The sequence below is a fragment of the Bacteroides zhangwenhongii genome (assembly GCF_009193325.2).
Taxonomy (GTDB): Bacteria; Bacteroidota; Bacteroidia; order Bacteroidales; family Bacteroidaceae; genus Bacteroides; species Bacteroides zhangwenhongii.
Window position 1 is genome coordinate 4676496 of record NZ_CP059856.1, and the last position, 22409, is coordinate 4698904.

Annotated in this window: 16 protein-coding genes, 1 tRNA gene and 1 pseudogene; 8 read left to right on the forward strand and 10 right to left on the reverse strand. The window is 42.9% G+C overall.

The genetic code is table 11. The features are described 5' to 3' along the window. Nucleotides 1–41 precede the first annotated feature (41 nt). Nucleotides 42–115: transfer RNA gene (locus GD630_RS18595), tRNA-Thr, on the reverse strand. 308 nt (nt 116–423) lie between these two features. Between GD630_RS18595 and GD630_RS18600 the strand changes: the two genes are divergently transcribed. Genes GD630_RS18600 through GD630_RS18625 form a run of 6 tightly spaced genes read left to right on the forward strand, consistent with a single transcriptional unit; the run spans nt 424 to nt 4906 of the window. Continuing rightward, nucleotides 424–981, forward strand: a complete 558-nt coding sequence (locus GD630_RS18600) for a DUF4199 domain-containing protein (protein ID WP_143866736.1) — start codon at nt 424–426, stop codon at nt 979–981. A 35-nt stretch (nt 982–1016) separates the two neighbouring features. Further along, entirely contained in the window at nt 1017–1967 is a 951-nt protein-coding gene (locus GD630_RS18605; protein WP_007758729.1) for a glycosyltransferase family 2 protein, read from the forward strand. A gap of 20 nt (nt 1968–1987) precedes the next feature. Next, entirely contained in the window at nt 1988–2536 is a 549-nt protein-coding gene (locus tag GD630_RS18610; protein ID WP_143866734.1) for a DUF6452 family protein, read from the forward strand. Beyond that, the gene (locus tag GD630_RS18615) at nt 2472–3269 is read left to right on the forward strand and encodes a DUF6048 family protein (protein WP_182505658.1); all 798 of its coding nucleotides are present in this window, start codon (nt 2472–2474) and stop codon (nt 3267–3269) included. The genes GD630_RS18610 and GD630_RS18615 overlap by 65 nt, the downstream gene beginning before the upstream one ends. Before the next feature lie 6 nt (nt 3270–3275). Next, on the forward strand, nt 3276–3857 hold the full coding sequence (locus GD630_RS18620) for a manganese efflux pump MntP (RefSeq protein ID WP_143866732.1): 582 nt from the start codon (nt 3276–3278) through the stop codon (nt 3855–3857). Between the two features lie 32 nt (nt 3858–3889). Further along, nucleotides 3890–4906 (forward strand): FAD:protein FMN transferase, encoded by a 1017-nt coding sequence (locus GD630_RS18625; RefSeq protein ID WP_143866730.1) that lies wholly within the window; start codon nt 3890–3892, stop codon nt 4904–4906. 95 nt (nt 4907–5001) lie between these two features. Here GD630_RS18625 and GD630_RS18630 read toward each other — a convergent pair whose 3' ends face one another. Next, nucleotides 5002–5604, reverse strand: a complete 603-nt coding sequence (locus GD630_RS18630; RefSeq protein WP_007758720.1) for an OmpH family outer membrane protein — start codon at nt 5602–5604, stop codon at nt 5002–5004. Between the two features lie 27 nt (nt 5605–5631). Beyond that, nucleotides 5632–5865: a hypothetical protein gene (locus GD630_RS18635; RefSeq protein ID WP_005678489.1), complete on the reverse strand. Its 234-nt coding sequence runs from the start codon at nt 5863–5865 to the stop codon at nt 5632–5634. Nucleotides 5866–5999: 134 nt separating this feature from the next. Here GD630_RS18635 and GD630_RS18640 point away from each other — a divergent pair, with 134 nt between their 5' ends. Both GD630_RS18640 and GD630_RS18645 read left to right on the forward strand, forming a co-directional pair. Continuing rightward, nucleotides 6000–7460: an aminoacyl-histidine dipeptidase gene (locus GD630_RS18640; RefSeq protein WP_143866728.1), complete on the forward strand. Its 1461-nt coding sequence runs from the start codon at nt 6000–6002 to the stop codon at nt 7458–7460. Beyond that, nucleotides 7441–8580, forward strand: a complete 1140-nt coding sequence (locus GD630_RS18645; RefSeq protein ID WP_143866726.1) for an endonuclease/exonuclease/phosphatase family protein — start codon at nt 7441–7443, stop codon at nt 8578–8580. Before GD630_RS18640 ends, GD630_RS18645 begins: the two co-directional genes overlap by 20 nt. Before the next feature lie 144 nt (nt 8581–8724). Here the strand turns inward: GD630_RS18645 and GD630_RS18650 are convergent, their stop codons facing one another. The 7 genes and pseudogenes from GD630_RS18650 to GD630_RS18675 all read right to left on the reverse strand — a co-directional run bounded on the left by GD630_RS18650 (nt 8725) and on the right by GD630_RS18675 (nt 22392). After that, the gene (locus GD630_RS18650) at nt 8725–9900 is read right to left on the reverse strand and encodes a mechanosensitive ion channel family protein (protein ID WP_143866724.1); all 1176 of its coding nucleotides are present in this window, start codon (nt 9898–9900) and stop codon (nt 8725–8727) included. A 126-nt stretch (nt 9901–10026) separates the two neighbouring features. Beyond that, entirely contained in the window at nt 10027–11577 is a 1551-nt protein-coding gene (locus GD630_RS18655) for a sulfatase-like hydrolase/transferase (protein ID WP_143866722.1), read from the reverse strand. Nucleotides 11578–11607: 30 nt separating this feature from the next. Next, entirely contained in the window at nt 11608–13386 is a 1779-nt protein-coding gene (locus tag GD630_RS21535) for an alpha-L-fucosidase (RefSeq protein WP_317168859.1), read from the reverse strand. Then, nucleotides 13381–16452: pseudogene (locus GD630_RS21540) on the reverse strand (glycoside hydrolase family 2 TIM barrel-domain containing protein); the annotation flags it as partial. The pseudogene GD630_RS21540 and the gene GD630_RS21535, both read right to left, overlap by 6 nt. Nucleotides 16453–16476: 24 nt before the next feature. Further along, nucleotides 16477–18807, reverse strand: a complete 2331-nt coding sequence (locus tag GD630_RS18665; protein WP_143866718.1) for a glycoside hydrolase family 20 protein — start codon at nt 18805–18807, stop codon at nt 16477–16479. A 15-nt stretch (nt 18808–18822) separates the two neighbouring features. Continuing rightward, nucleotides 18823–20406 carry a sulfatase family protein gene (locus tag GD630_RS18670; RefSeq protein WP_182505659.1) on the reverse strand — a complete coding sequence of 528 codons (1584 nt, stop codon included), beginning with the start codon at nt 20404–20406 and terminating at the stop codon, nt 18823–18825. A 192-nt stretch (nt 20407–20598) separates the two neighbouring features. Next, a complete protein-coding gene (locus GD630_RS18675; protein WP_143866715.1) occupies nt 20599–22392 on the reverse strand; it encodes a DUF5006 domain-containing protein in 1794 nt (597 codons plus the stop codon). Nucleotides 22393–22409: the final 17 nt, after the last annotated feature.

Below are 22409 nucleotides of genomic sequence, written 5' to 3' on the forward strand. Positions count from 1 at the left end.
TGAATGCTTTTTTCTTGGATCTGTTATATATCCTTTTTTTGAGCCTCTTGTCGGATTCGAACCAACGACCCCGAGATTACAAATCACGTGCTCTGGCCAACTGAGCTAAAGAGGCGGGTGGGTAAGCTATCTATATCGCGCCGCTACAACCAACTACCTTTGCTGCGATCAAGCCCTGGAGGATTCGAAGGGAGCTGGCCGTATAGGACTTACCCGTTTTGCGGTTGCAAAGGTAGGCATTTTTACGGATTCTGCAATAGCTACGAACAACTTTTTTCAAGTAAAACAACTAACAGACTACATTTCAAGCAATTAAAAGTATAAAAAAAATCTCTACTAGCAACTTTTATTGCTTTATTAACTTTAACAACCATATTCCCTCTATCAACCGATATTATTTGTACCTTTGTGCGCAATTTATAAATGAAGATGACAGAGAACAGAAGCTATTTACAGAAATACGCCATGCATTTTGGCACATATATGGGAGCTTATTGGATATTGAAATTCATACTACTTCCATTGATGTTTACTATACCTTTTTTCCAATTGCTATATGTTATTCTAACGCTAGCCGTGCCAATCATAGGTTATTATTACGTAAAAATCTATCGCGACAAAGTATGCGGAGGAGCTATACAATTCTCACACGCTGTTCTTTTCACTATATTTATGTATATGTTCGCTTCCCTATTGGTAGCCGTAGCACATTACATATACTTCCAGTTTATAGATCACGGCTTTATCTTCAACGCCCTTGCTGATTTTTGGAACCAAGCGATAGAGCAAAGTCCCGCTTTACAAGAAAACAAAGAACTTATGAAAGATATGTTTGATGCAGATAAAATAAACTCGCTCAGCGCTATCAACATTACCATGCAAATGCTGTCATCGGACGTATTTTTCGGAAGTATCCTTGCCATCCCTACCGGATTAATGGTAATGAAAAAAGCGAAGCCCGGAAACAATGAGCCGAGTTGATTGTAATTTGTAATTCGTAACTAGTAATTAAAGAAATGGATATATCAGTTGTAGTCCCATTATTCAATGAAGAAGAGTCACTACCCGAACTCTACGCTTGGATAGAACGGGTAATGCAAGCCAACGGATTCTCATTTGAGGTGATTTTCGTTAATGACGGAAGTACGGACCGTTCATGGGAAGTGATAGAAAAGCTAAAATCCCAATCGGAGCATGTAAGAGGTATCAAGTTCCGTCGCAACTACGGCAAGTCACCCGCACTCTACTGTGGATTCGCAGAAGCGCAGGGAGACGTGGTTATAACGATGGACGCAGATTTACAGGACAGTCCGGACGAAATACCTGAACTCTACCGGATGATAACCGAAGACGGTTACGACTTGGTTTCCGGCTGGAAACAAAAAAGATATGATCCTCTGTCAAAGACACTTCCCACCAAACTGTTTAATGCAACGGCACGCAAAGTTTCAGGCATTAAAAACCTGCACGACTTCAACTGCGGACTGAAAGCGTATCGCAGAGAGGTCGTAAAACATATCGAAGTGTATGGTGAGATGCACCGTTATATACCTTATCTGGCAAAGAACGCCGGATTCAAGAAAATCGGTGAAAAAGTGGTGCACCATCAAGCCCGCAAATACGGTACAACCAAATTCGGACTTAACCGCTTCGTGAACGGTTATCTGGATTTGCTCTCACTCTGGTTCCTTTCCAAATTCGGAATCAAACCGATGCATTTTTTCGGCTTGTTAGGATCGCTGATGTTTCTCATCGGAATGATTTCCGTTATCATTGTAGGTGGCAGTAAGCTATATGCAATGTACAACAATCTACCATATAGACTAGTGACCGACTCTCCCTATTTTTATTTGTCACTTACGGCAATGATTATAGGCACACAATTATTCCTTGCCGGATTTCTTGGCGAATTAATCTCGCGTAACGCACCGGAACGGAATAACTACCAGATAGAAAAGAAAATTTGATTCACATTCAATACTTGACTATGAAGAATTTAGTTCGTATCTTTCTCCTATTGATAATCGTTGGTGCCGCTATCGGTATCCACAGTTCATGTTCGGACGAAAATGATTGTTCTATGGCAGGACGTCCCATGATGTATTGTACGTTCAAAACCAACGATCCGGATAATGATAAGGCCGTACTCAATGACACACTCGACTCGCTGACAGTCAGAGCAATGGGAACAGACTCCATTATTCTCAACAATGAGAAAGATGTACATACAGTAATGTTGCCGTTGCGCTATACCAGCGATTCCACCGTATTTATCTTCCAATATGATCCGGTACGCAATCCCGAGGATGTAGATACAGTATATATCGTACAAGAGAACACTCCCTATTTTCAGTCTATGGAATGCGGCTACATGATGAAACAAAACATCATCAGTGCTGCATTCGGCAACAGAAAAAACAGTACGGAGAAAATAACGTCTATCGAATTACGAAATAAAGAAGCCAATTCAAATGAAATTGAGAATTTACAGATATTCTTTAACTATCGCGACCGCACACCGGTTACGCCTGATTAGTCTGCTTCTACTCTTTTGTATCGGTCTTCCGTTACTGGCACAACAGCAGCGTCCTACTCATACACCCAAAAGAGACCAGAAGAAAAAAGAGACTGTCGAGATAGATACGATTCCGTTTTATAACGGGACGTATATTGGTGTGGATTTATACGGCATAGGAAGCAAAATCTTAGGAGGAGACTTCATGAGTTCAGAAGTCAGCATTGGTGTCAACCTTAAAAACAAATTCATCCCTACTTTTGAATTTGGCATGGGAGGAACAGACACCTGGAGCGAAACGGGTATACACTACAAAAGCAAAGCTGCCCCTTTTTTCCGTATCGGCGTAGACTACAACACGATGGCAAAGAAAAAAGAGAAAAACAGTTATTTATATGCCGGACTTCGTTATGCATTCAGTTCTTTCAAATATGATGTATCAACCCTGCCGGCAAATGATCCTATTTGGGGAGATGTAATAGGCAATCCCAGCTTAGAAGACGATTATTGGGGAGGGAGTGTTCCTTTCAGCCATCTGGGCATGAAAGGCTCGGTGCAATGGTTGGAAATCGTCTTAGGCGTTAAAGTGCGTATTTACAAGAACTTTAATATGGGGTGGTCGGTACGCATGAAATACAAGACAAAAGCTTCTATCGGAGAGTATGGCGCTCCGTGGTATGTGCCGGGTTACGGTAAATATAAATCAAATAATATGGGAATCACCTATTCCCTCATCTATAAATTGCCTCTTTAGAATACAATGACAGGACTAGAGATTTGGTTGCTTGCAATAGGTTTGGCGATGGATTGTTTTGCCGTATCCATTGCAAGCGGCATTATTTTGAAACGTACCCGATGGAGACCAATGCTAGTCATGGCCTTTGCTTTCGGACTTTTTCAAGCCATCATGCCACTTATCGGATGGATGTGTGCAAAAACCTTCAGTCATCTTATAGAAAGTATAGATCATTGGATCGCTTTCGGAATTCTTGCCTTTCTGGGAGGCCGAATGATTTGGGAATCCTTTAAAGAAGAAGAATGTTGCCAACTGTTCAATCCGGCAAACTTAAAGGTAGTACTGACCATGGCGGTAGCAACAAGTATCGACGCATTGGCAGTCGGTATTTCATTTGCCTTTTTGGGTATTCAGGATTACAGCGATATCCTTTCTCCTATCCTCATCATAGGATTTGTTTCATTCGTCCTGTCATTAATCGGACTTATTTTCGGCATTCAATGTGGCTGCGGCCTTGCCCGGAAGTTAAAAGCTGAATTATGGGGAGGTATCATTCTGGTAATTATCGGAATTAAAATATTAATTGAGCATCTATTTTTCCAATAAAAAAAGAGTTTTCTTATTAAATAGAAGAGCGTATGAAGACAAAAAAGAGTTTCCTTTGGCTGGCTTTCCTAATTCTGGCAACTATCTGGATATTGGCCAGGCACAATCAACAAGCAAACTACAACAGTATTACCGGTCTGGTGTTCGGAACCGTTTACAATATCACTTATCAATATGACGGTGACTTAAAACCGGAAATCGAAGCGGAGTTAAAACGATTCGACTTGTCACTGTCACCCTTCAATGACAGTTCTGTCATCAGTCGCGTCAATCGTAACGAAGAAATAGTGACAGATACTTTTTTCCAAAAATGCTTCAACCGTTCTATGGAGATCTCCCGCGAGACCCAAGGAGCTTTTGACATAACGATAGCCCCACTCGCCAATGCGTGGGGATTCGGATTCAAGAAAGGCACTTTCCCTGATTCCATAATGATAGATAGTTTGTTGCAAATCACCGGATATGACAAAGTAAAACTTGAGAACGAAAAGATTATCAAACAAGATCCGCGTATTATGTTGAGTTGTAGTGCTGTAGCCAAGGGATACTCAGTGGATGTAGTCGCCCGTCTGTTGGATAGAAAAGGAATCAAGAACTATATGATAGATATAGGTGGCGAAGTGGTGGTAAAAGGATTCAATCCTAAAAACGACCGTTGGCGTATCGGAATCAACAAGCCTATCGATGATTCTCTCTCTGTAAAACAAGATATACAGACGGTACTCAAAGTGACCGATCTCGGTATGGCTACTTCCGGAAACTACCGCAACTTCTATTACAAAGACGGAAAGAAATATGCCCATACCATTGATCCGAGAACGGGCTATCCTGTGCAGCATAACATTCTGTCCGCTACTGTGATAGCGGAAGATTGTATGACAGCCGACGCTTTGGCTACCTCATTTATGGTGATGGGGCTTGAAAAAGCGGAGGCTTTCTGTAAAGCGCATCCCAAGATTGATGCTTACTTTATATATAGTGGAGAAAAAGGAGAGTTCGAGACTTATTACACGGAAGGCATGAAACAATATATAACGGAAGCTCCCTGATCATTCCGTTTCCTTGTTTTCACGCACAAAAAAACCTATCCGGACTTTACAGTACCGGACAGGCAAAAAATTTAAATATATAATAAAAAAATGATCTATTTCTTTACCGGTGAATATCGGGCATTCAATCCGTTTACGATTTCTTCTGTAATATTAAACGCGCTATCAGCATAAAGCAGATTATCGAAACCGGTGTTGCTGAAAATCAAGCTATATCCGTGAGTCTTATTATATTCTTTCAGGAATGCGTTGATAGAATCACGGAACTGCAAGCTATTCTTATTGTTCTCTTCCATCAAGCCATTCTGAAGCTTATTGCTCAGCTCTTGCAAGTCTTGTTCCAACTTTACCAGACGGTTATATTCCTGCTGTGCTCTATCTTGTGACAGGAAAGCATTGTTTTCCACTTTCTTCTGGAAGTCCTGCTTTTCCTTATTCAAGGAGTTAGCTTTCTGATTCAATGTCATACGAACATTCTCGCTTTTCTTCACCATAGCCTCATTCAAGTCAATACAAAAATTGTATTTGGCCAACAGCGAGTCTATTTCAACATAAGCAATTTTCATTCCTGACAATTCAGCATTTGCCTGAACGGGAGTTGTAGCAGTTTGATTATCAGCTTTGCCAGCGCATTGTGAAAATAAAACGATAAACGCAAGAGCAGCCAAACCGTTCATGAGGTAGTTCATTCTATTCATAATTAATAAGTATTGTTTTTAATAAATTTAATTCATACTATCATTCAAGGCCTTTTCTAACTCATCAATAGAAAAGCGCGGTTTCTTCTGTGCCTCACGATCCTGAGACTGAGCACACCCAATTCCCTTTTTACGCAACGCCTTATTCCCACTCACATGACCATTCGGGAACTTCCCGCCCTTCGTAAAGAATACTTTCACCCCCAATAAAACCAGGGAAATAGCAACTATTAACAAAGTTATCAGTATAGTCTCAACCATTTCTATTAATTTTGTGAATGCAAAGATAGGCTTTAATGAGATATGAGTTCAGATAAGTCAATCAAATTAACCATATTTAGCAATAGAAGAAGCTAAAACCGCCCTTCTATTCCTTATTATAATAAAGAAACAACATGGAAAAAAAAGACCTAAAGCCGGCCGGCGTATTCAAGTATTTTGAAGAAATCTGCCAAGTACCGCGCCCTTCGAAGAAGGAAGAGAAAATGATTGCCTACCTAAAGGCATTCGGAGCTAAACATAATCTTGAGACCAAAGTGGACGAAGCGGGCAACGTACTGATTAAAAAGCCTGCCACTCCCGGAAAGGAAAACCTGCAAACTGTAGTACTGCAATCGCACATTGACATGGTATGTGAGAAAAACAATGATGTTCAACACGACTTCCTCACCGATCCAATCGAAACAGAAATAGACGGTGAATGGCTGAAAGCCAAAGGAACCACACTCGGAGCCGACAATGGTATCGGTGTGGCTACAGAGCTGGCTATTCTTGCCGATGACAGCATAGAACACGGACCGCTGGAATGTCTGTTCACCGTAGATGAAGAAACCGGACTGACCGGAGCATTTGCCCTAAAAGAAGGTTTTATGAGCGGAGATATCCTTTTGAATCTCGACTCTGAGGATGAAGGGGAAATCTTTATCGGATGTGCCGGTGGTATTGACTCCGTAGCAGAATTTACGTATAAAGAAATCGAAGTACCTGCCGGATATTTCTTCTTCAAAGTAGAAGTAAAAGGACTGAAAGGAGGCCACTCTGGAGGAGATATCCATCTGGGACGCGGCAATGCCAACAAAATCTTGAACCGTTTCCTTACCCGCATAGCCAATAACCACGATTTGTACCTTTGCGAAATCAACGGTGGAAATCTGCGCAATGCCATCCCTCGTGAAGCTTATGCCATCTGTGCAGTTCCCGAAGATGCAAAACATGACGTACGCACCGAACTGAACATCTTCGCCAGTGAAATGGAAGACGAGCTGTCAGTTGTAGAACCGGATTTGAAATTGGTTCTCGAATCAGAGACTCCCCGCCAGACAGCTATCGACCAAGATACCACCGACCGCCTGTTGAAAGCACTGTACGCGGCTCCTCACGGAGTATATGCAATGAGTCAAGACATTCCGGGACTGGTAGAAACATCCACGAACCTTGCTTCGGTGAAGATGAAACCCGACCATATCATCCGTATTGAAACCAGCCAGCGTAGTTCTATATTGTCCGCACGCAACGATATGGCAAATACCGTACGTGCCGTATTCAGACTGGCTGGAGCGGAAGTCACTTTCGGTGAAGGTTATCCGGGATGGAAGCCCAACCCGCATTCGGCCATTCTCGAAGTGGCAGCCGAATCCTACAAACGCCTGTTCGGTGTAGAAGCCAAAGTGAAAGCAATTCACGCAGGACTCGAATGTGGCCTGTTCCTCGATAAATATCCCACATTGGACATGATTTCCTTCGGACCGACATTGACGGGAGTACACTCTCCGGACGAACGGATGCTTATCCCTACCGTAGAGAAGTTCTGGAAACATTTATTGGATATTCTGGTACATGTCCCTGCTAAAAAATAAAAGACGGATAAGTCTGCGACAACTAAAGTATGGTAACAGTGAAACAAGAGTAGCTGTTACCATACTCTTTTTTGTTATCTGTTCATGGAACGCACCGGCACAAGAAAATATCCGGTTCCGTGTTGCCTGCTGGAATACAGAAAACTTGTTTGATACCCACCATGACAGTCTGAAGAACGATTACGAGTTCTTTCCCAATGCCATGCGCCATTGGAATTACAACAGATATAAAAAGAAACTGAGTGATATCGCACGTGTCATCACTGCTATCGGTGAATGGAATGCTCCAGCACTCATAGGCCTCTGCGAAGTAGAGAACGACACAGTACTCCGTGACCTCACCCACCGTTCGCCTTTGCAAGAGCTCGATTATCGTTATGTAATGACTGACTCTCCCGATCTAAGAGGTATCGACGTGGCTCTTCTTTACCAACGGGATTTATTCAAACTCTTATCCTCCCGCTCTATTTCCATTCCTGTGTTCAGGCAACATCGCCCGACAAGAGATTTGCTGCACGTCAACGGTCTGCTGCTGACCGGAGATACATTGGATGTATTCGTCTGCCATCTTCCAAGCCGCTCAGGCGGAGCAAAAGAATCCGAGCCTTATCGACTCCATGCCGCTCAAATTTTACGCACAGAAGTGGATAGCGTCCTGCATACCCGTCTCCATCCTCAAGTCATCATCATGGGCGACTTCAATGATTATCCCAACAATAAATCAATTCGTAAAATACTCGAAGCGGAAGCTCCTCCTATCCGTTCCGATAGTTTGGATATAGCAACCCATCCTGCTACCTCACCCTCATCCCTATCCCCGTTAAAGCTCTATCATCTGCTTGCCCGAAAAGCAAAGACTGCCAATTTCGGTTCATATAAATATCATGGGGAATGGGGATTGCTCGACCATTTAATTGTATCCGGTACATTGCTCAACACTTCCGGTAATTTCTTCACTCATGAGGAAAAAGCGAAAGTCTGCCAACTTCCTTTTTTGTTGACCGACGACAAGAAGTATGGAGGTAAAGAACCTTTTCGCACCTATAAAGGAATGAAATATCAAGGAGGGTTCAGCGACCACCTTCCCATCTATACAGACTTCGAACTAGTACTCCCCTGACAAAGCTCACACAGCCACAGGAAGCAGTTTAGTGCCACCACGTTGGCACAATAGTGTCATCGCATTGGCATAACAGTGCCAACGTAGTGGCACAGTCGTGACACTAACGTGGCATGACCACGGCATCAACGTGACGTATTCCGTTCAATCCGAATACTGATAAACCTTTAAGTCAAACTTGGGAACCATTGCCAGCAAATGGTCAAAGATATCCGATTGGATACGTTCGTACTCTTTCCAGATTTTATTTCGGGAAAAGAAGTAAACCTGAATAGGCACTCCATACATCGTAGCCTCTTTCTGGCTGATAATCAGATCCAAATCTTGGTTCACTACAGGCAAGCTGCACAAATAGCGTTCAATATATACCCTATATACTTGGGAATTGGTCGGAACCGTCCCTTCTTCCGGCTGATAGTCTGCCATCAAGGGAATCTCCTTCCGGTAACGGTCCAGCATTTCCGGTGTACAGAACTGTAAAGTAGTCAGATCTAAGGTAATGTTCTTCATGACCCTCCGTCCTCCCGACTCCGTCATTCCCCGCCAATTCTGAAATGGCGTACTCACTAACGTATAAGGCGGAACCGTAGAAATTGTATTATCAAAATTCTGAATCTTAACCGTATTCAACGTAATTTCCTGCACCGTGCCATTGGCTTCCCCCGAAGGCAGCGTAACCCAGTCGCCCGGACGTACCATATCATTGGCAGAAAGCTGAATGCCCGCCACAAAGCCCAAAATAGAATCCTTGAATACCAACATCAGGATAGCTGCCGACGCTCCCAATCCTGCAAACAGACTGGCAGGAGACTTATTTACAATAATAGCGATGATTACAATTCCGCCCACAAAGAAAAGAACGACCTGCAAGACTTGAATAAATCCTTTCATAGGCCGGTTCTTCATAGATTCTTTACCATCGTAAATATCCATAATCATCAGCAGGATACCATTAATAGCCAACAACAGCGAAAAGATTATATAAATGGTGCACGCTTTCTGTGAAATCAGCAATAACTCTTTTCCACGAACAAATGCCATTGGCAAAAGAGCATAAACAAGAAAAGCCGGAATAGTATGAATCAGATGATGGAACACTTTACGCTTCATCAGCAGTGTATTCCATTTATGCGGCTTTCGCCGGGTATACTGTTTCATTCCTCCTATGAGAATTGCCTGACAGAGATAATTCAAGCCGACAGCAATCGCTATCATCAATATAGCAATAATAGTTTCATCAAAACGGTCGGCAACTTCCGGGTCTATCCCCCAATCTATCAGGATTTTATTCATCCACTTTCCTAAATCTACTACGAGCATAACTTCTGTCTTTTTTAAGAAATAACAGTCTGGATATACATTTGGTTTAGAAAATAAAAAAAGACCGGCATCCGACTCATAAAGAATCAAGACGCCAGTCTACACTGCTACTCTCTAAGCATTCTTTTACAAAGGCAAACCATAACGACCGTCTACTATCTTTTCCAATTGTTGCGACATTTTCGTCACTATTTTCGGATTCTTCTCTGCTACATTATTCTTTTCAGTCGGATCTTTCTTTATGTCATAAAGTTGAGGTTTCATGCTGTTACCTAATTCAATATTGACATTTTTGTTATATGCAGGACCTTTCCCGGGACGCAGGTATTTCCACCGTCCATCCGTCAACGACAGATTATTCTGTGCATTCTGAAGTACCAGCCATTCCCGACCTTTCTTTTCTTTACCTGTCCAGGCATTCAGTAACGGTTCACTATCCGGAGCAGCTCCCTCCGGCAAACGGAAATTCATCATTTGCGCAAAAGTAGCAAACCAGTCTATCTGACAAAGCAACGCATCCGAAACGGTACCGGGACGAATCACTCCCTGCCAACTCCAAATACACGGCACACGTGTACCGGCTTCGTAAGCACTGTATTTTCCTCCACGATAAACACCTCCGGGTTTATGATCGCCCAGTAATTCTACCGCCTGATCCTTATAACCGTCATCCACTACCGGCCCGTTATCACTAGACAAAACCACCAATGTATTTTTATCCAGTCCCAAGCGTTCCAATGCATCCAGCACTTGTCCTACCGACCAGTCAAATTCAAGAAGACAATCGCCACGAGATCCCATACCGCTTTTGCCAACAAACTGAGGAGACGGCACACGAGGAACGTGTGCATCCTGAGTGGCGAAATACAAAAAGAAGGGAGCATCCTTGTGTCCTTCAATAAAAGATATCGCTTTCCCGGTTAAAGTTTCCGCAATCTTATCATCTTGCCAAAGAGCGGATTTTCCACCTTTCATATACCCGATACGTGAGATACCGTTGACAATACTTTGATTGTGACCATGGGAAGGATGCATTTTCAGCAGTTCCGGATTGTCTTTCCCGGTAGGTTCACCCGGAAAGTTCTTTTTATAACTTACTTGAATCGGATCATTCGGATCAAGATTAATCACCCGGTCGTTTTCCACAAAAACACACGGCACACGGTCACCGGTAGCGGCCATGATAAATGAATAATCAAACCCGATATCATTTGTGCCCGGTTTCAAAGGCTTGTTCCAATCCTGTTCACCTCCCTTGTCGCCAAGTCCCAAATGCCATTTACCTACCACCCCCGTACTATATCCTGCCTCTTTGAACATATCCGCCATTGTATAACGTTCCGGACGGATGATAGATGCGGCATCTCCGTCTGCAATTCCCGTTCCTTCCTTACGCCAAGCGTATTCACCGGTCAGCATAGCATAACGGGAAGGCGTACTTGTAGCGGCAGCACTATGCGCATTTGTAAAACGTACTCCCATCTTTGCCAAACGCTCTACATTAGGAGTGTGAATCGTCTTCGCTCCATTGCAACTCAAATCACCATAGCCTATGTCATCGGCATAAATAAAGACTACATTCGGACGGTTTATCTGTCTTTCCTGGGCAGATGTCTGAGAAACCAGACAAGAGGTTAAAGCCAAAGGCAATATACCATAATAATATTCTTTTTTCATCTTATGTTCTGAAATAATAGGTTATCTGTATTAAGGAGCTACTGTGACTCCGATCTCATTCATTTCTACTTTAGCAGTGGTGGCAGCAGGCGTTGTAGCCTCCAGTTTGATGAAACGCGCCTGTACGCCTTTGTTGAAAGTAACCGTTTGTGGCAGAGGATTGTGCATGATATTGCTAAACTCACCATTAGTCGGCACCTCCGCCCAACTCTTCCCATCCGTACTTACATAGAACTTATACTGAAAAGCCATTGTCGGTTTTGCTTCCGCCTTCAAGGGAGCGTATGTAAAGGCTGACAGCTGTACCATCTTTCCCAAGTCAATCGTCAACGGAGAAGCAGCCACCTGTTTCCATTCTTTACGAGGTAAGTCATTCCAACTTTCCGTCTGATTATCTTCCTGCAACGGTGTTGCATAGAACGCACCGACCTGACTGATATGAGCCGTCAACCGGCATTCATTGATTTTCACTTTCAGTTGACTAGCCTTTACTGCCGGAAAACGCAGCAAACGTTTGTAACCTACGGTAGTACCCTGTCCGACTTCCTGCCATCCCTGTTCGGTCAACACCTCTACGGCAAAGGATTCAACCCGTTGTCCTTTAGCGATATCTTCCTGAAGCATTACCACATTGATTTCCGATTCCGGTTTCAAAGAATAAATCTTCTCACTTCCCGAAACCGCATTCCACTCTTTCCGACCTTTCACTACACGATTGTCTGCAAACACTCTTTTCCTATAAGCGGCAAAATCTTTCAGTCGCTTCACATCGGCCTCGTGAATCAGACCTCTGCGGTCAGGAGGAATATTCAATAAAAGTACTGAGTTATATCCTACCGATTGGAAATAGATATCCGACAAATGTTTCAATGACTTCACTTTCGTATCTTCTTCCGCATGATAGAACCATCCCGGACGAATAGAAACATCCACTTCCGACGGATACCAGAAAAGTTCCGTAGCCTCCGCCAACATCGAACGGCTTCCCAAATCTTTCGCTTTGCTGAATACGCCCAAACGTTTGTTATTCTCCTCCGAACGGGTGTAAATGCCCGGAGTAAGTACCGTCGCACTCCATTCGGTTTCACGTCCCAAACCTTTTTCATTACCAACCCAACGCACATCATCGCCCATTATTGCCATCACGGCCTTCGGTTGCAGACGTTGAATCGTTTTATAGAAAGCTTCCCAGTCATATACCTGCTTCTTTCCGTTCGGCCCTTCCCCATTCGCTCCGTCAAACCAAACTTCGTGTACCTCCCCATAATGGGTAAGCAACTCTGTCAATTGGCGGATAAAGAAGTCGTTATATCGGGGAGAATCTCCATAACATTCCGCATTACGATCCCAGGGAGAAAGATAAACGCCAAACTTCATATCATATTTATCGCAAGCCTTACGCAATTCCCTTACTACATCGCCTTGTCCTTTTTTCCAAGGAGAAGAAGCTACGGAATGTTTGGTGGTAGCCGTAGGCCAAAGACAAAATCCATCATGATGTTTTGCCGTCAACAGCACCATCTTGAAACCGGCTTCTTTAAGGGTACGTACCCATTGTTCCGCATTCAGTTCGGATGGATTAAACAGCGCCGGATCTTCTTTTCCATCTCCCCATTCACGTCCGGTAAAGGTATTGATACCAAAATGGAGAAAAGCAGTCAACTCCATTTGTTGCCAAGACAACTGCTGGGGAGTAGGAATTAATCGCGCAGCCATATCTACCTTTTGCTCCAAAGTCGCATTTTGAGGAAACTCAAGATGTTTCACATAATAATTTTCTTTTTTCTGCGCCTGCCCTGCCGGTTTCACCGGATAAAGAGTGAATTCAAAACTCTGTTTCTTTAACGGAACCAAATACTGCGGCAATACTCCGGGACCACAAGTAGCTGTTCCTACGCCAGCCTGTTCTGCATCCAAATGCACAGTCACCAGTCCGTCACGTTCCAACTCATTAATATGACGGGCTTTCTCCAATAATACATCCGAGAAAGGAACTATGCTAAACTGGAAAGGACGATTTGAATCGACAAAGATTCCTTCACCGGAACGATCAGTGAATTTCGTCCAACGCACATCTGTACGGTTACCGGTAGATTGCGGAGTGACATAATAGTGGAACATCCGTTCGGGTGTTGTCTGATATAAGCCGATCTTACCGGATTGGTCACGGTCAGCATACGTTTCATTGTCACCACGTCCCAGATAAGAAACTTGATCGTAAGTATCCGCCACACGGAAAGTCAGTCCCAGACGTGCCATAGACTTGACAATCGCTGTATCCGGTTGGAAAGTAGTACGTATCTTTAATGCGCCGTTCTTATCAAGCGTATAGATAAAGTCGGCAGTTCCCACTTTCTGACCTTTTGCATTAAGAAGCTCGATAGCCGCAGTTGTCGTATTCTTCCCTTCTTTCAATGAGGTCACCTTTTGAGTCAGATTATCCAATCCCACTTTACGCCACAGGCGAGCTCCGTTCTTGTCACGGTTATCATTATCCGTAGCCGGACGGAAAAGACTGAGAGTGATCGGAGTAGCCAACAGTTCCTTACCATCCAAAGCAAGAGAAGTAAGCGCTCCCGTTTCTTTATCCACCGTGAAAGTCGTCTCACCCGCTTTTTGCGGACGATAGCCCGTATAATTCTTATTGTCGGCAATAACGAACTGATCGTATGCCACTTCCCAATCTTCGGCTATCATCGGAGAAGCTTCCCTACGTGTCCAACTAATATTCAGATAAGCCTCACGGACTGTCTTCGGCAGAATCACATTTCCTAACGACACGTCTATGGTGGCGTGTGGTTCACAGTCTAAGACTTTCGTACCTTCTGCAATTTTCTCTCCATTATCAGCCGTCACATTCCAATGAAGTTCATATTCGTTCAGGTTAGAGAAGTCGTACCAGTTCTTGATACGAAGTTTCATGTTCTTCGGACTCAGCAGAGTTGCTTTTATATTCTGATACACTTTCTTCACTTCGAGCAGATGAGGATGCGGCTGGCGGTCGGCATTCACCAGACCGTTACAGCAGAAGTTGCCGAAGCTCGGTATTCCTTCCGGTCCGTAATCACCGCCATACGTCCAATACCATTTGCCGTTCTTGTCTATTTCACGGAAAGACTGGTCCACCCAGTCCCAAACATTACCGCCTTGTGCCATTGGTTCGTTTTCAAAAACATCCCAATAGTCTTTCAATCCGCCACAACTGTTACCCATCGCGTGCAAATATTCACAAAGGATGAAGGGACGGTAAATACCCTTTTTCGCTACATACGCTTTTATCTCATCTACACTACGGTACATACGGCAATAAATATCCGTATTGTAATTCAGTTCGGCACGTTCATATTGAACAGGACGAGTCTTGTCCACCGATTTCAGCCAGTCGTATGTACGTTCAAAGTTGATACCGTTTCCGGCCTCATTGCCCAATGACCAGATAACAATAGCGGGATGATTCTTCGAACGCTCGTACATACGATGTGTACGGTCCATGTGCGCAGTCAGCCAAGTGCTGTCTTTAGCAAGAGAAGCAGGACCGTAGCCCATTCCATGTGATTCGATGTTAGCCTCATCAATCATATACAATCCGTAACGGTCGCAAAGCTGATACCAATAAGGATGAGTAGGATAATGAGAATTGCGTACCAGGTTGATATTATGCTCTTTCATCAGCTTAATATCCAATTCCATCAGTTCCTTGCTTACGGTACGTCCCAATTGGGAATGTTCGTGACGGTTAGTCCCCTTTACCAATACCGGCACACCGTTGATACAAAAACGCCCGTTCTTGATTTCCGAAGTACGGAAACCGACTTCACAGCCGGTCAGTTCGGTTACTTTCCCTTGTGCATCTTTCAGTTCAAGCACCAATGTGTACAAATTAGGATATTCGGCACTCCACGGTTTTACATTAGGAATCTTCTTCTCTTCAAATGCTATAAAATTACTCAATCCACGGGATTTGATATTGATAGCATCCTTCAGAACAGCTTTGCCGAAGGTATCCTTCAGTGTATAAGTAATCGAGCTTACCGTAGAAGACGGACCTTCTACCGTCACTTCAAGTCCGAAAAATCCGTCTTTGTACTTTTCCTTATCCAAAGAGGCATTCAGTTTGTAGTCGGCGATATATTGTTTGGGGGTACTGTAAAGATATACATCCCGTTCGATACCGCTCAAACGCCACATATCCTGACATTCCAGATAAGCACCCGAACTCCAACGGTAGACTTCCAAAGCTACTACGTTCTCTCCTTCGGTCAATACCTCTGTAATATCCCATTCAGCCGCTGTTTTCGAACCTTGATTATATCCGAGCAATTTACCGTTCACCCATACATAATAGAAAGAGATTACCCCCTCACAGCAAAGTACTACCCTACGTCCTTTCCAATCGGCAGGCACTTTGAAAGTACGGCGATACGAACCGACTTCATTTTCGGCATGAGGCACTAACGGCGGATTCTTCTTGAAATTGAACATCTTATCATCGAACTCATACGTCTCATTGACGTAGATAGCTGTTCCGTATCCCTGCCGTTCCCAATTTCCGGGCACATTGATGTCAGCCCAACCTCCTGTATAATAAGAAGGTTGATAAAAGTCTTTCGGACGGTTGTCCGGGTTCTTCACCCAATGGAACTTCCATTTCCCGTTCAAAGACATATAATAAGGAGATTGCTCATAGCCTCCCGGCTTCTCAATATCGGAAGCATTGGCATAAGGCCATACATAAGTGTGAGGAGCGAGTTTATTCAGTCCTACAGCATACTGGCTTTGCCATTCGGGCAACGGCTGTTTCTGTGCCGAAGCAAAAACAGTAGCAGTCAGTCCTGCCAATAAGAGTAAAAAAGTTCGTTTCTTCAGGTTCTTCATGGTTATTGTTATGACTATGTTGTACTATTCAATAATGATCTCATCAAAATATACTCTCGATTCCTGTCCCGGACGAACATGGTCGGCAGGACATTCCCCCGCTCCATTCACCGTTACACGAATATACCTTGCCTCCGTTCCTTTCATATCCATAGAAAGGTCTTCAATATAGGTGCCTTCACGGAATATTTCTTCAGGAGTGTAGTTCAATCCGGTTACGTCACGATAAGATTTATTGTCGTCTGATACAGCTATACGTATTGATTTCGGTTTATGTACGCCCATACCATAGTTCGTGATACAACCGATTGTAAAAGTATTCATTTTTTCCTTCTGCTGCAAATCTATGGTAAAAGAAATAAGGTCGTTCTTGTCCCAACAGCACCATTCAAAGTCAGTCTGTTTCAGGCTTCCACGAACACCATTGAGCATAAGCATCTCATTCTGTTTATTTCCAAGTATCGTCTTAGCGCTCGCTTTGTTCCACGTAATCGGTAATACAAGCGTCTTTCCCATCTGCACACCTTCTGCAAAGGTAGCACATTTAATGAGTTGAGTCCCTGTTACGATCAGTGAGTCTGAATACACAGAAGAATTTGCCGCAGGTTCACTGCCGTCGATAGTATAGCGAATCTCTACATCGGGACGAATACATTCCAGATTTAACTTCAACCCACCGTTTTCCGGTGTTACTTTATGCTGGATATTGTACATCGAACGGGCATAGACAATACCTTTTTCTGCAATATGCCCGTTATACCGGTCCATAGCTTGCAGAAACGAAGCCCAATCTTTCTTTTCCGGTTGTGTCCACGCTACTTCCGCCACCGCTGCCAGACGAGGGAACAAAAGATAATCCACATCTTCCGGTTTATTACAGAATTCCGTCCACATAGAACCTTGTACCCCCATCAGTAATGAAGCATATTCCGGTTTCCAGTCTTTTTGTACCGGTTCATAGTCATATACATCTTTCAATGTATTATTGCCGAAATATGTCAAAGGTTCGAACCATTGCGGCCCTTGATAACGAATCAGATACATGACACGTGCCGGAGTCATAATGAAACGGTGTCCCTTTTCCGCAGCTTTCAGTGCAGCCTTGCCATATCCCTGCCAACCAAGAATAATAGAGCCTTCCGGTAAGAAACTACTGTTAGTCAGTTCATCCCAACCAATCACTTCACGACCTTTACTACGTACATAGTCACTTATCCGCTGCATAAAATAGCCTTGAAGGTCTTCTTCATTAGCCAAGCCTTCTTTCTTCATACGAGCCTGACACAACGGACATTTTTTCCAATGTGTCTTTTGAGCTTCATCGCCTCCGATATGGATATAACGGGAAGGGAATAACTCCATAATCTCATCCATCACATTCTGCAAAAAAGTGAAAACGCTGTCATTTCCGGCACAAAAGATGATTTCTGAGTTTCGTCCTCCCAAACCGGGCAATACACCGATATAGTCCTTCACTACCGGACAAGCCAATTTCGGATAAGCCGTCAATGCAGCGTTACTATGGGCAGGCATATCTATCTCCGGCACAATCTCTATCTGGCGTTCGGTCGCATAAGTTACCATTTCCTTTATATCTTTTTGCGAATAGAAACCTCCTATCGGAGTCGGTTCTCCGGGCTTCGGATTACGCCGGGCCGGAAACGGAACGTCCATACGATCCACTCTCCATGCGCCAACCTCAGTCAAACGAGGATACTTTTTTATTTCTATGCGCCAGCCGTTGTCATCTGTCAGATGGAAATGCAGTTTATTTATCTTCAACATCGACATACAGTCAATGATACGCAAAACGTTCTCTTTAGGAATAAAAAAACGCGACGCATCCAGTAACAAGGCACGGTACTCAAAACGGGGTTCATCCTGAACATTCATGGCAGGAATGCTCCACTTCTCTTTTTTATCCGACGGACTTTCTCTTTCGATAGATGCGGGAAGTAATTGCCGGATAGTTTGCAAAGCATAAAAGAATCCCTTATCACCGGAAGCCTTAATGATAATTTCCTTTGGAGAAACTTCCAATGAATATGCTTCGCTCTTTAAAGAAGCGTCCGTTACAAACCGAACATCCCCCTTTTCCGTAGTGCCCACAACCAACTTGGGAGTAAAACCGGCTACATTGGTAAATCGGGAAATAAGACTGGCTGCCACAGCCGCCTGTTCCTCATTCTCCACCACAAATACAGTTTTGTCTGAGAAGAGATAGTTGCCACTGCCCGGCATCAAATGTGCCGGACGTGGAACCAAGGGTATGTCATGTGTCAAGTTAGTATCAGTACATCCCGTCGTAATTGGTAGTAAAAAACCTATCAATAAGATAAAGATATATTTAATCATGCTGATGTATTTTATTTATTCTTTGCCTCTGTCCGGTGAAAAGCGAACAGGATCATTGTATTGTTCTTGCAACTTTTGCAATTCTTCTTTCAGTTCGTTCACTACGGATTGATATTCAGGTTGTCCGTAAAGGTTGTGCATTTCGGTCGGATCTGTCTTCATGTCATACAGTTCCCACCAATTAATGTCATTGTAAAAATGAATCAGTTTATAACGTTCTGTACGCACTCCATAATGGCGTTTTACCATGTGTTCTGCCGGATATTCATAGAAATGATAATAAAGGGCTTTTCTCCAGTTTTCCGGCTGTTCTCCTTTCAATAAAGGAACCAACGAAACTCCTTGAATATCCGACGGTATCTCCGCTCCTGCCAATTCGAGGAAAGTCGGCGCATAATCTATGTTCTGTACCATTTCAGTAATATCTCCTCTACGGTCGAATCCTTTCGGTAGACGCATTATCAAAGGAGTACGCATGGACTCTTCATACATAAAGCGCTTATCGAACCAGCCATGTTCGCCCATATAGAATCCCTGATCGGAGCTATAGACAACAAGAGTATTATCCAACAGTCCTTTTTCTTTCAGATAGTCGAGCACACGACCTACATTATCATCAAGAGATTTCACAGTTTTCATATAATCACGCATATAACGCTGAAATTTCCAGTTGGCAAGTTCCTTACCTTGCAGATTTTGCTTATAGAAATCTTCTATAATCGGAGCATAGAATTTATCCCATGCGACACGTTGTCCCTCGTCCATCCGTCCCAAGAATTTCTCATAAAGAGATTTCAGGCGTGAATTTTTATCCGGCCTCAACATTTTAAGGTCGTAGATCATATCCATATCTTTCACGACACTCATTTCCTGAGCAGCCGCTGCAGGACGTCCTTCATAATCGTCAAAGAAATTATCCGGCAATGGGAAAGTTTTATCTTCGTACAAAGCCAGATTACAAGTATCCGCCATCCAATTACGATGAATAGCCTTGTGATGAATCAACAAGCAGAAAGGTTTCTCCGGGTTTCGCTTGTGTTCCATCCAATTAATGGCATTGTCCGTTATAAGATTGGTGATATATCCATGTTTCTGAATCGTATCATTTTCTTGTGTGATGAAATCCGGATTATAATAATCTCCTTGTCCCGGAACGATTTCCCAATAATCAAATCCTGACGGCAAACTCTCCAAATGCCATTTTCCTACCAATGCAGTCTGATAACCGGCTTTCTGCAAAAGTTTTGGAAAGGTTTGTTGGGAACTATCGAAAACACAAGTCGTATTATCATAGAATTTATTGGCACAGCTATGTTTACCCGTTATCATACAGGCACGGCTGGGACCACTTAACGAATTGGCTACAAAACTTTGAGTAAAACGGACGCCATCGGCAGCAATACGGTCGAGATTCGGTGTTTCCATATAGCGAGTATCATAACAACTCATCATCTGAGCCGTATGGTCGTCTGTCATGATATAGACAATGTTCAGGGGAGGCTGTTCAGCAGGCTTTTGTTTACCGGTGCATGAAGCAAAAGAAGCAAGGGTAGCTACTCCCGCTAAAGAATAGAATAAGTTTGATTGCAGATTTTCCATAATAAATTTATGTTAGATTGAGAAAGCAAAGATAGGGAGGGATCCCTATCTTCACTTCCACAAATCATTAATTAAATTCCTTCAATATTTTCAGTTCAATTCTTCTCACTCAATCTATACCAAAGTACGTCCATTTTTTACAATCCCTCTTTAGCACAGACTTTACCTCAAACCATTGAACGTTTCAATTTATTAATAGAATATTGTATTTCTATTATTCGTCTCATTGCTTTCAACCTTATAAGCATCATTAACATAGAAACGAATCCAATCAATCTCCATTCTCGGTCCCTCTGTTTCAGGATCAGACACAGATTTCAGGTCTGAGTCCCATCCCGGTTCCATATTTCCAGCCTCAAGATCATCTGATGGGCTCATTCGCATTACGAGAAAAAGCCCTCTACATCCAAGCTTATTAGAAGGCATAGCAGCCTTCTCAAAAGGCCAACTTCCTAAATCATTCTTACTCACAGTCATTGTAGCAATCCCGTTAATACCAAGTTGAATATGCTCATCATCAACCAATTCCACCCAATAAATATTATATTCATTCGCTTGAGGTATGGCAGTAACCTTTGATACAGCATCAGCAACTTTATCGCCTGTCACAGATTGTGTAATAAAAGAACCTGCTTTATTCTGAAGAATTTTTATCGCCTTAATTGCTCCATTAGACATTACATCCGGATTTTTAATTTCTATAGTAGGAACAAAGCCTGTTCGTACACCTCGCAGGCGAACTTTGAATTCAATTCTCATACCCGGGTAAATTCTGGTAAAGTTACCTAAGAAAGGGGATCCCTGTCCACCATTAACCTTACAACATTGCATAGCACTAAATCCATACGCTTTACTGCCCCCATGCACAGCATCAGCCCACATTACCAACTCTCCATTATTATTTAAATTAGAGCATTCTTTATTGTTCACTGTTGCTACTTTCTGAACAGCTGCTTCGTTGGAACTAGCAAAACATCTTAGCATATTAGAAGTAGCATCCCAATAATTAGCTGGCTCTATTTTATGAAATTCGACTGCATAATGAAATTTCCACCCTTCAGCAGCCAATACCTCATTAGAATGGACAGAATTTTCTTCTATATCAGTAACTCTTCCAGTAAACCATGAATGAACCAGATCTCTATTTTGAGAAGATGCAAATGGACTCTCCGGCAATAAATAGACTTTTGTCATATCATACAAATCAGGATCAGCTAACGATTCAAGATCAGTCATCACAATACTTAATGTCGGGGAAATCATTGGATTTACAGAAGAAGAGCTTTCAAAATTTAAAGTTAAATTCAAATCACCCGTTTTTTCTCCATCCGCTTTAATTGTGATAGCTGCACTCTTCACACTAGTTCTTCCCGCAGGAATAGTTATTGACGAAGGCAAATTTTCATATCGCCCTTCCTCGCCCTCTTTAGGAGTAATAGTCACATCAATAGGTATTGCCTTTGCCTTATCTATTTTTGCCACTAAAACAAATTTATCTCCTTCCGTTACTACATTATCTACATTATTTTCCAAAGACATGGTTATCCGATAATAATCGGATACTTTAATTGCTTGACTCGAATTTGCCATTTTATAACCACGCGCGAAAGCAACAAACTCCATCGCAGTACTCCCCGTCAATCCGGATTTCTTCACTGGAAAATCCACCTGAATTTGTTTTTCACCTTTTGGAAACGTAACAATACCGCTAAATGGTTCAAATACATCCGATACATCTTCAGTACCAGCTTTAGCCGTAAAGTAAATATCAAAGTCCTCGTTAGCTACCATCTCATTCCCATCTGCATCAGCATCCACATTGATATTTACTTTCAGATTTTCTCCCATCACAAATGCCTTTTCGTTAATGCTCATAGTCAACGGCACCGCTTCCGGCAAAGGACGATATTTTGTTTCATCTTCACAACCTGTCAAACTTATAGTAAACAAGCATATTGGAAGCATTCTATATAATATGTTCTTCATATCTTTATTTATCTAAT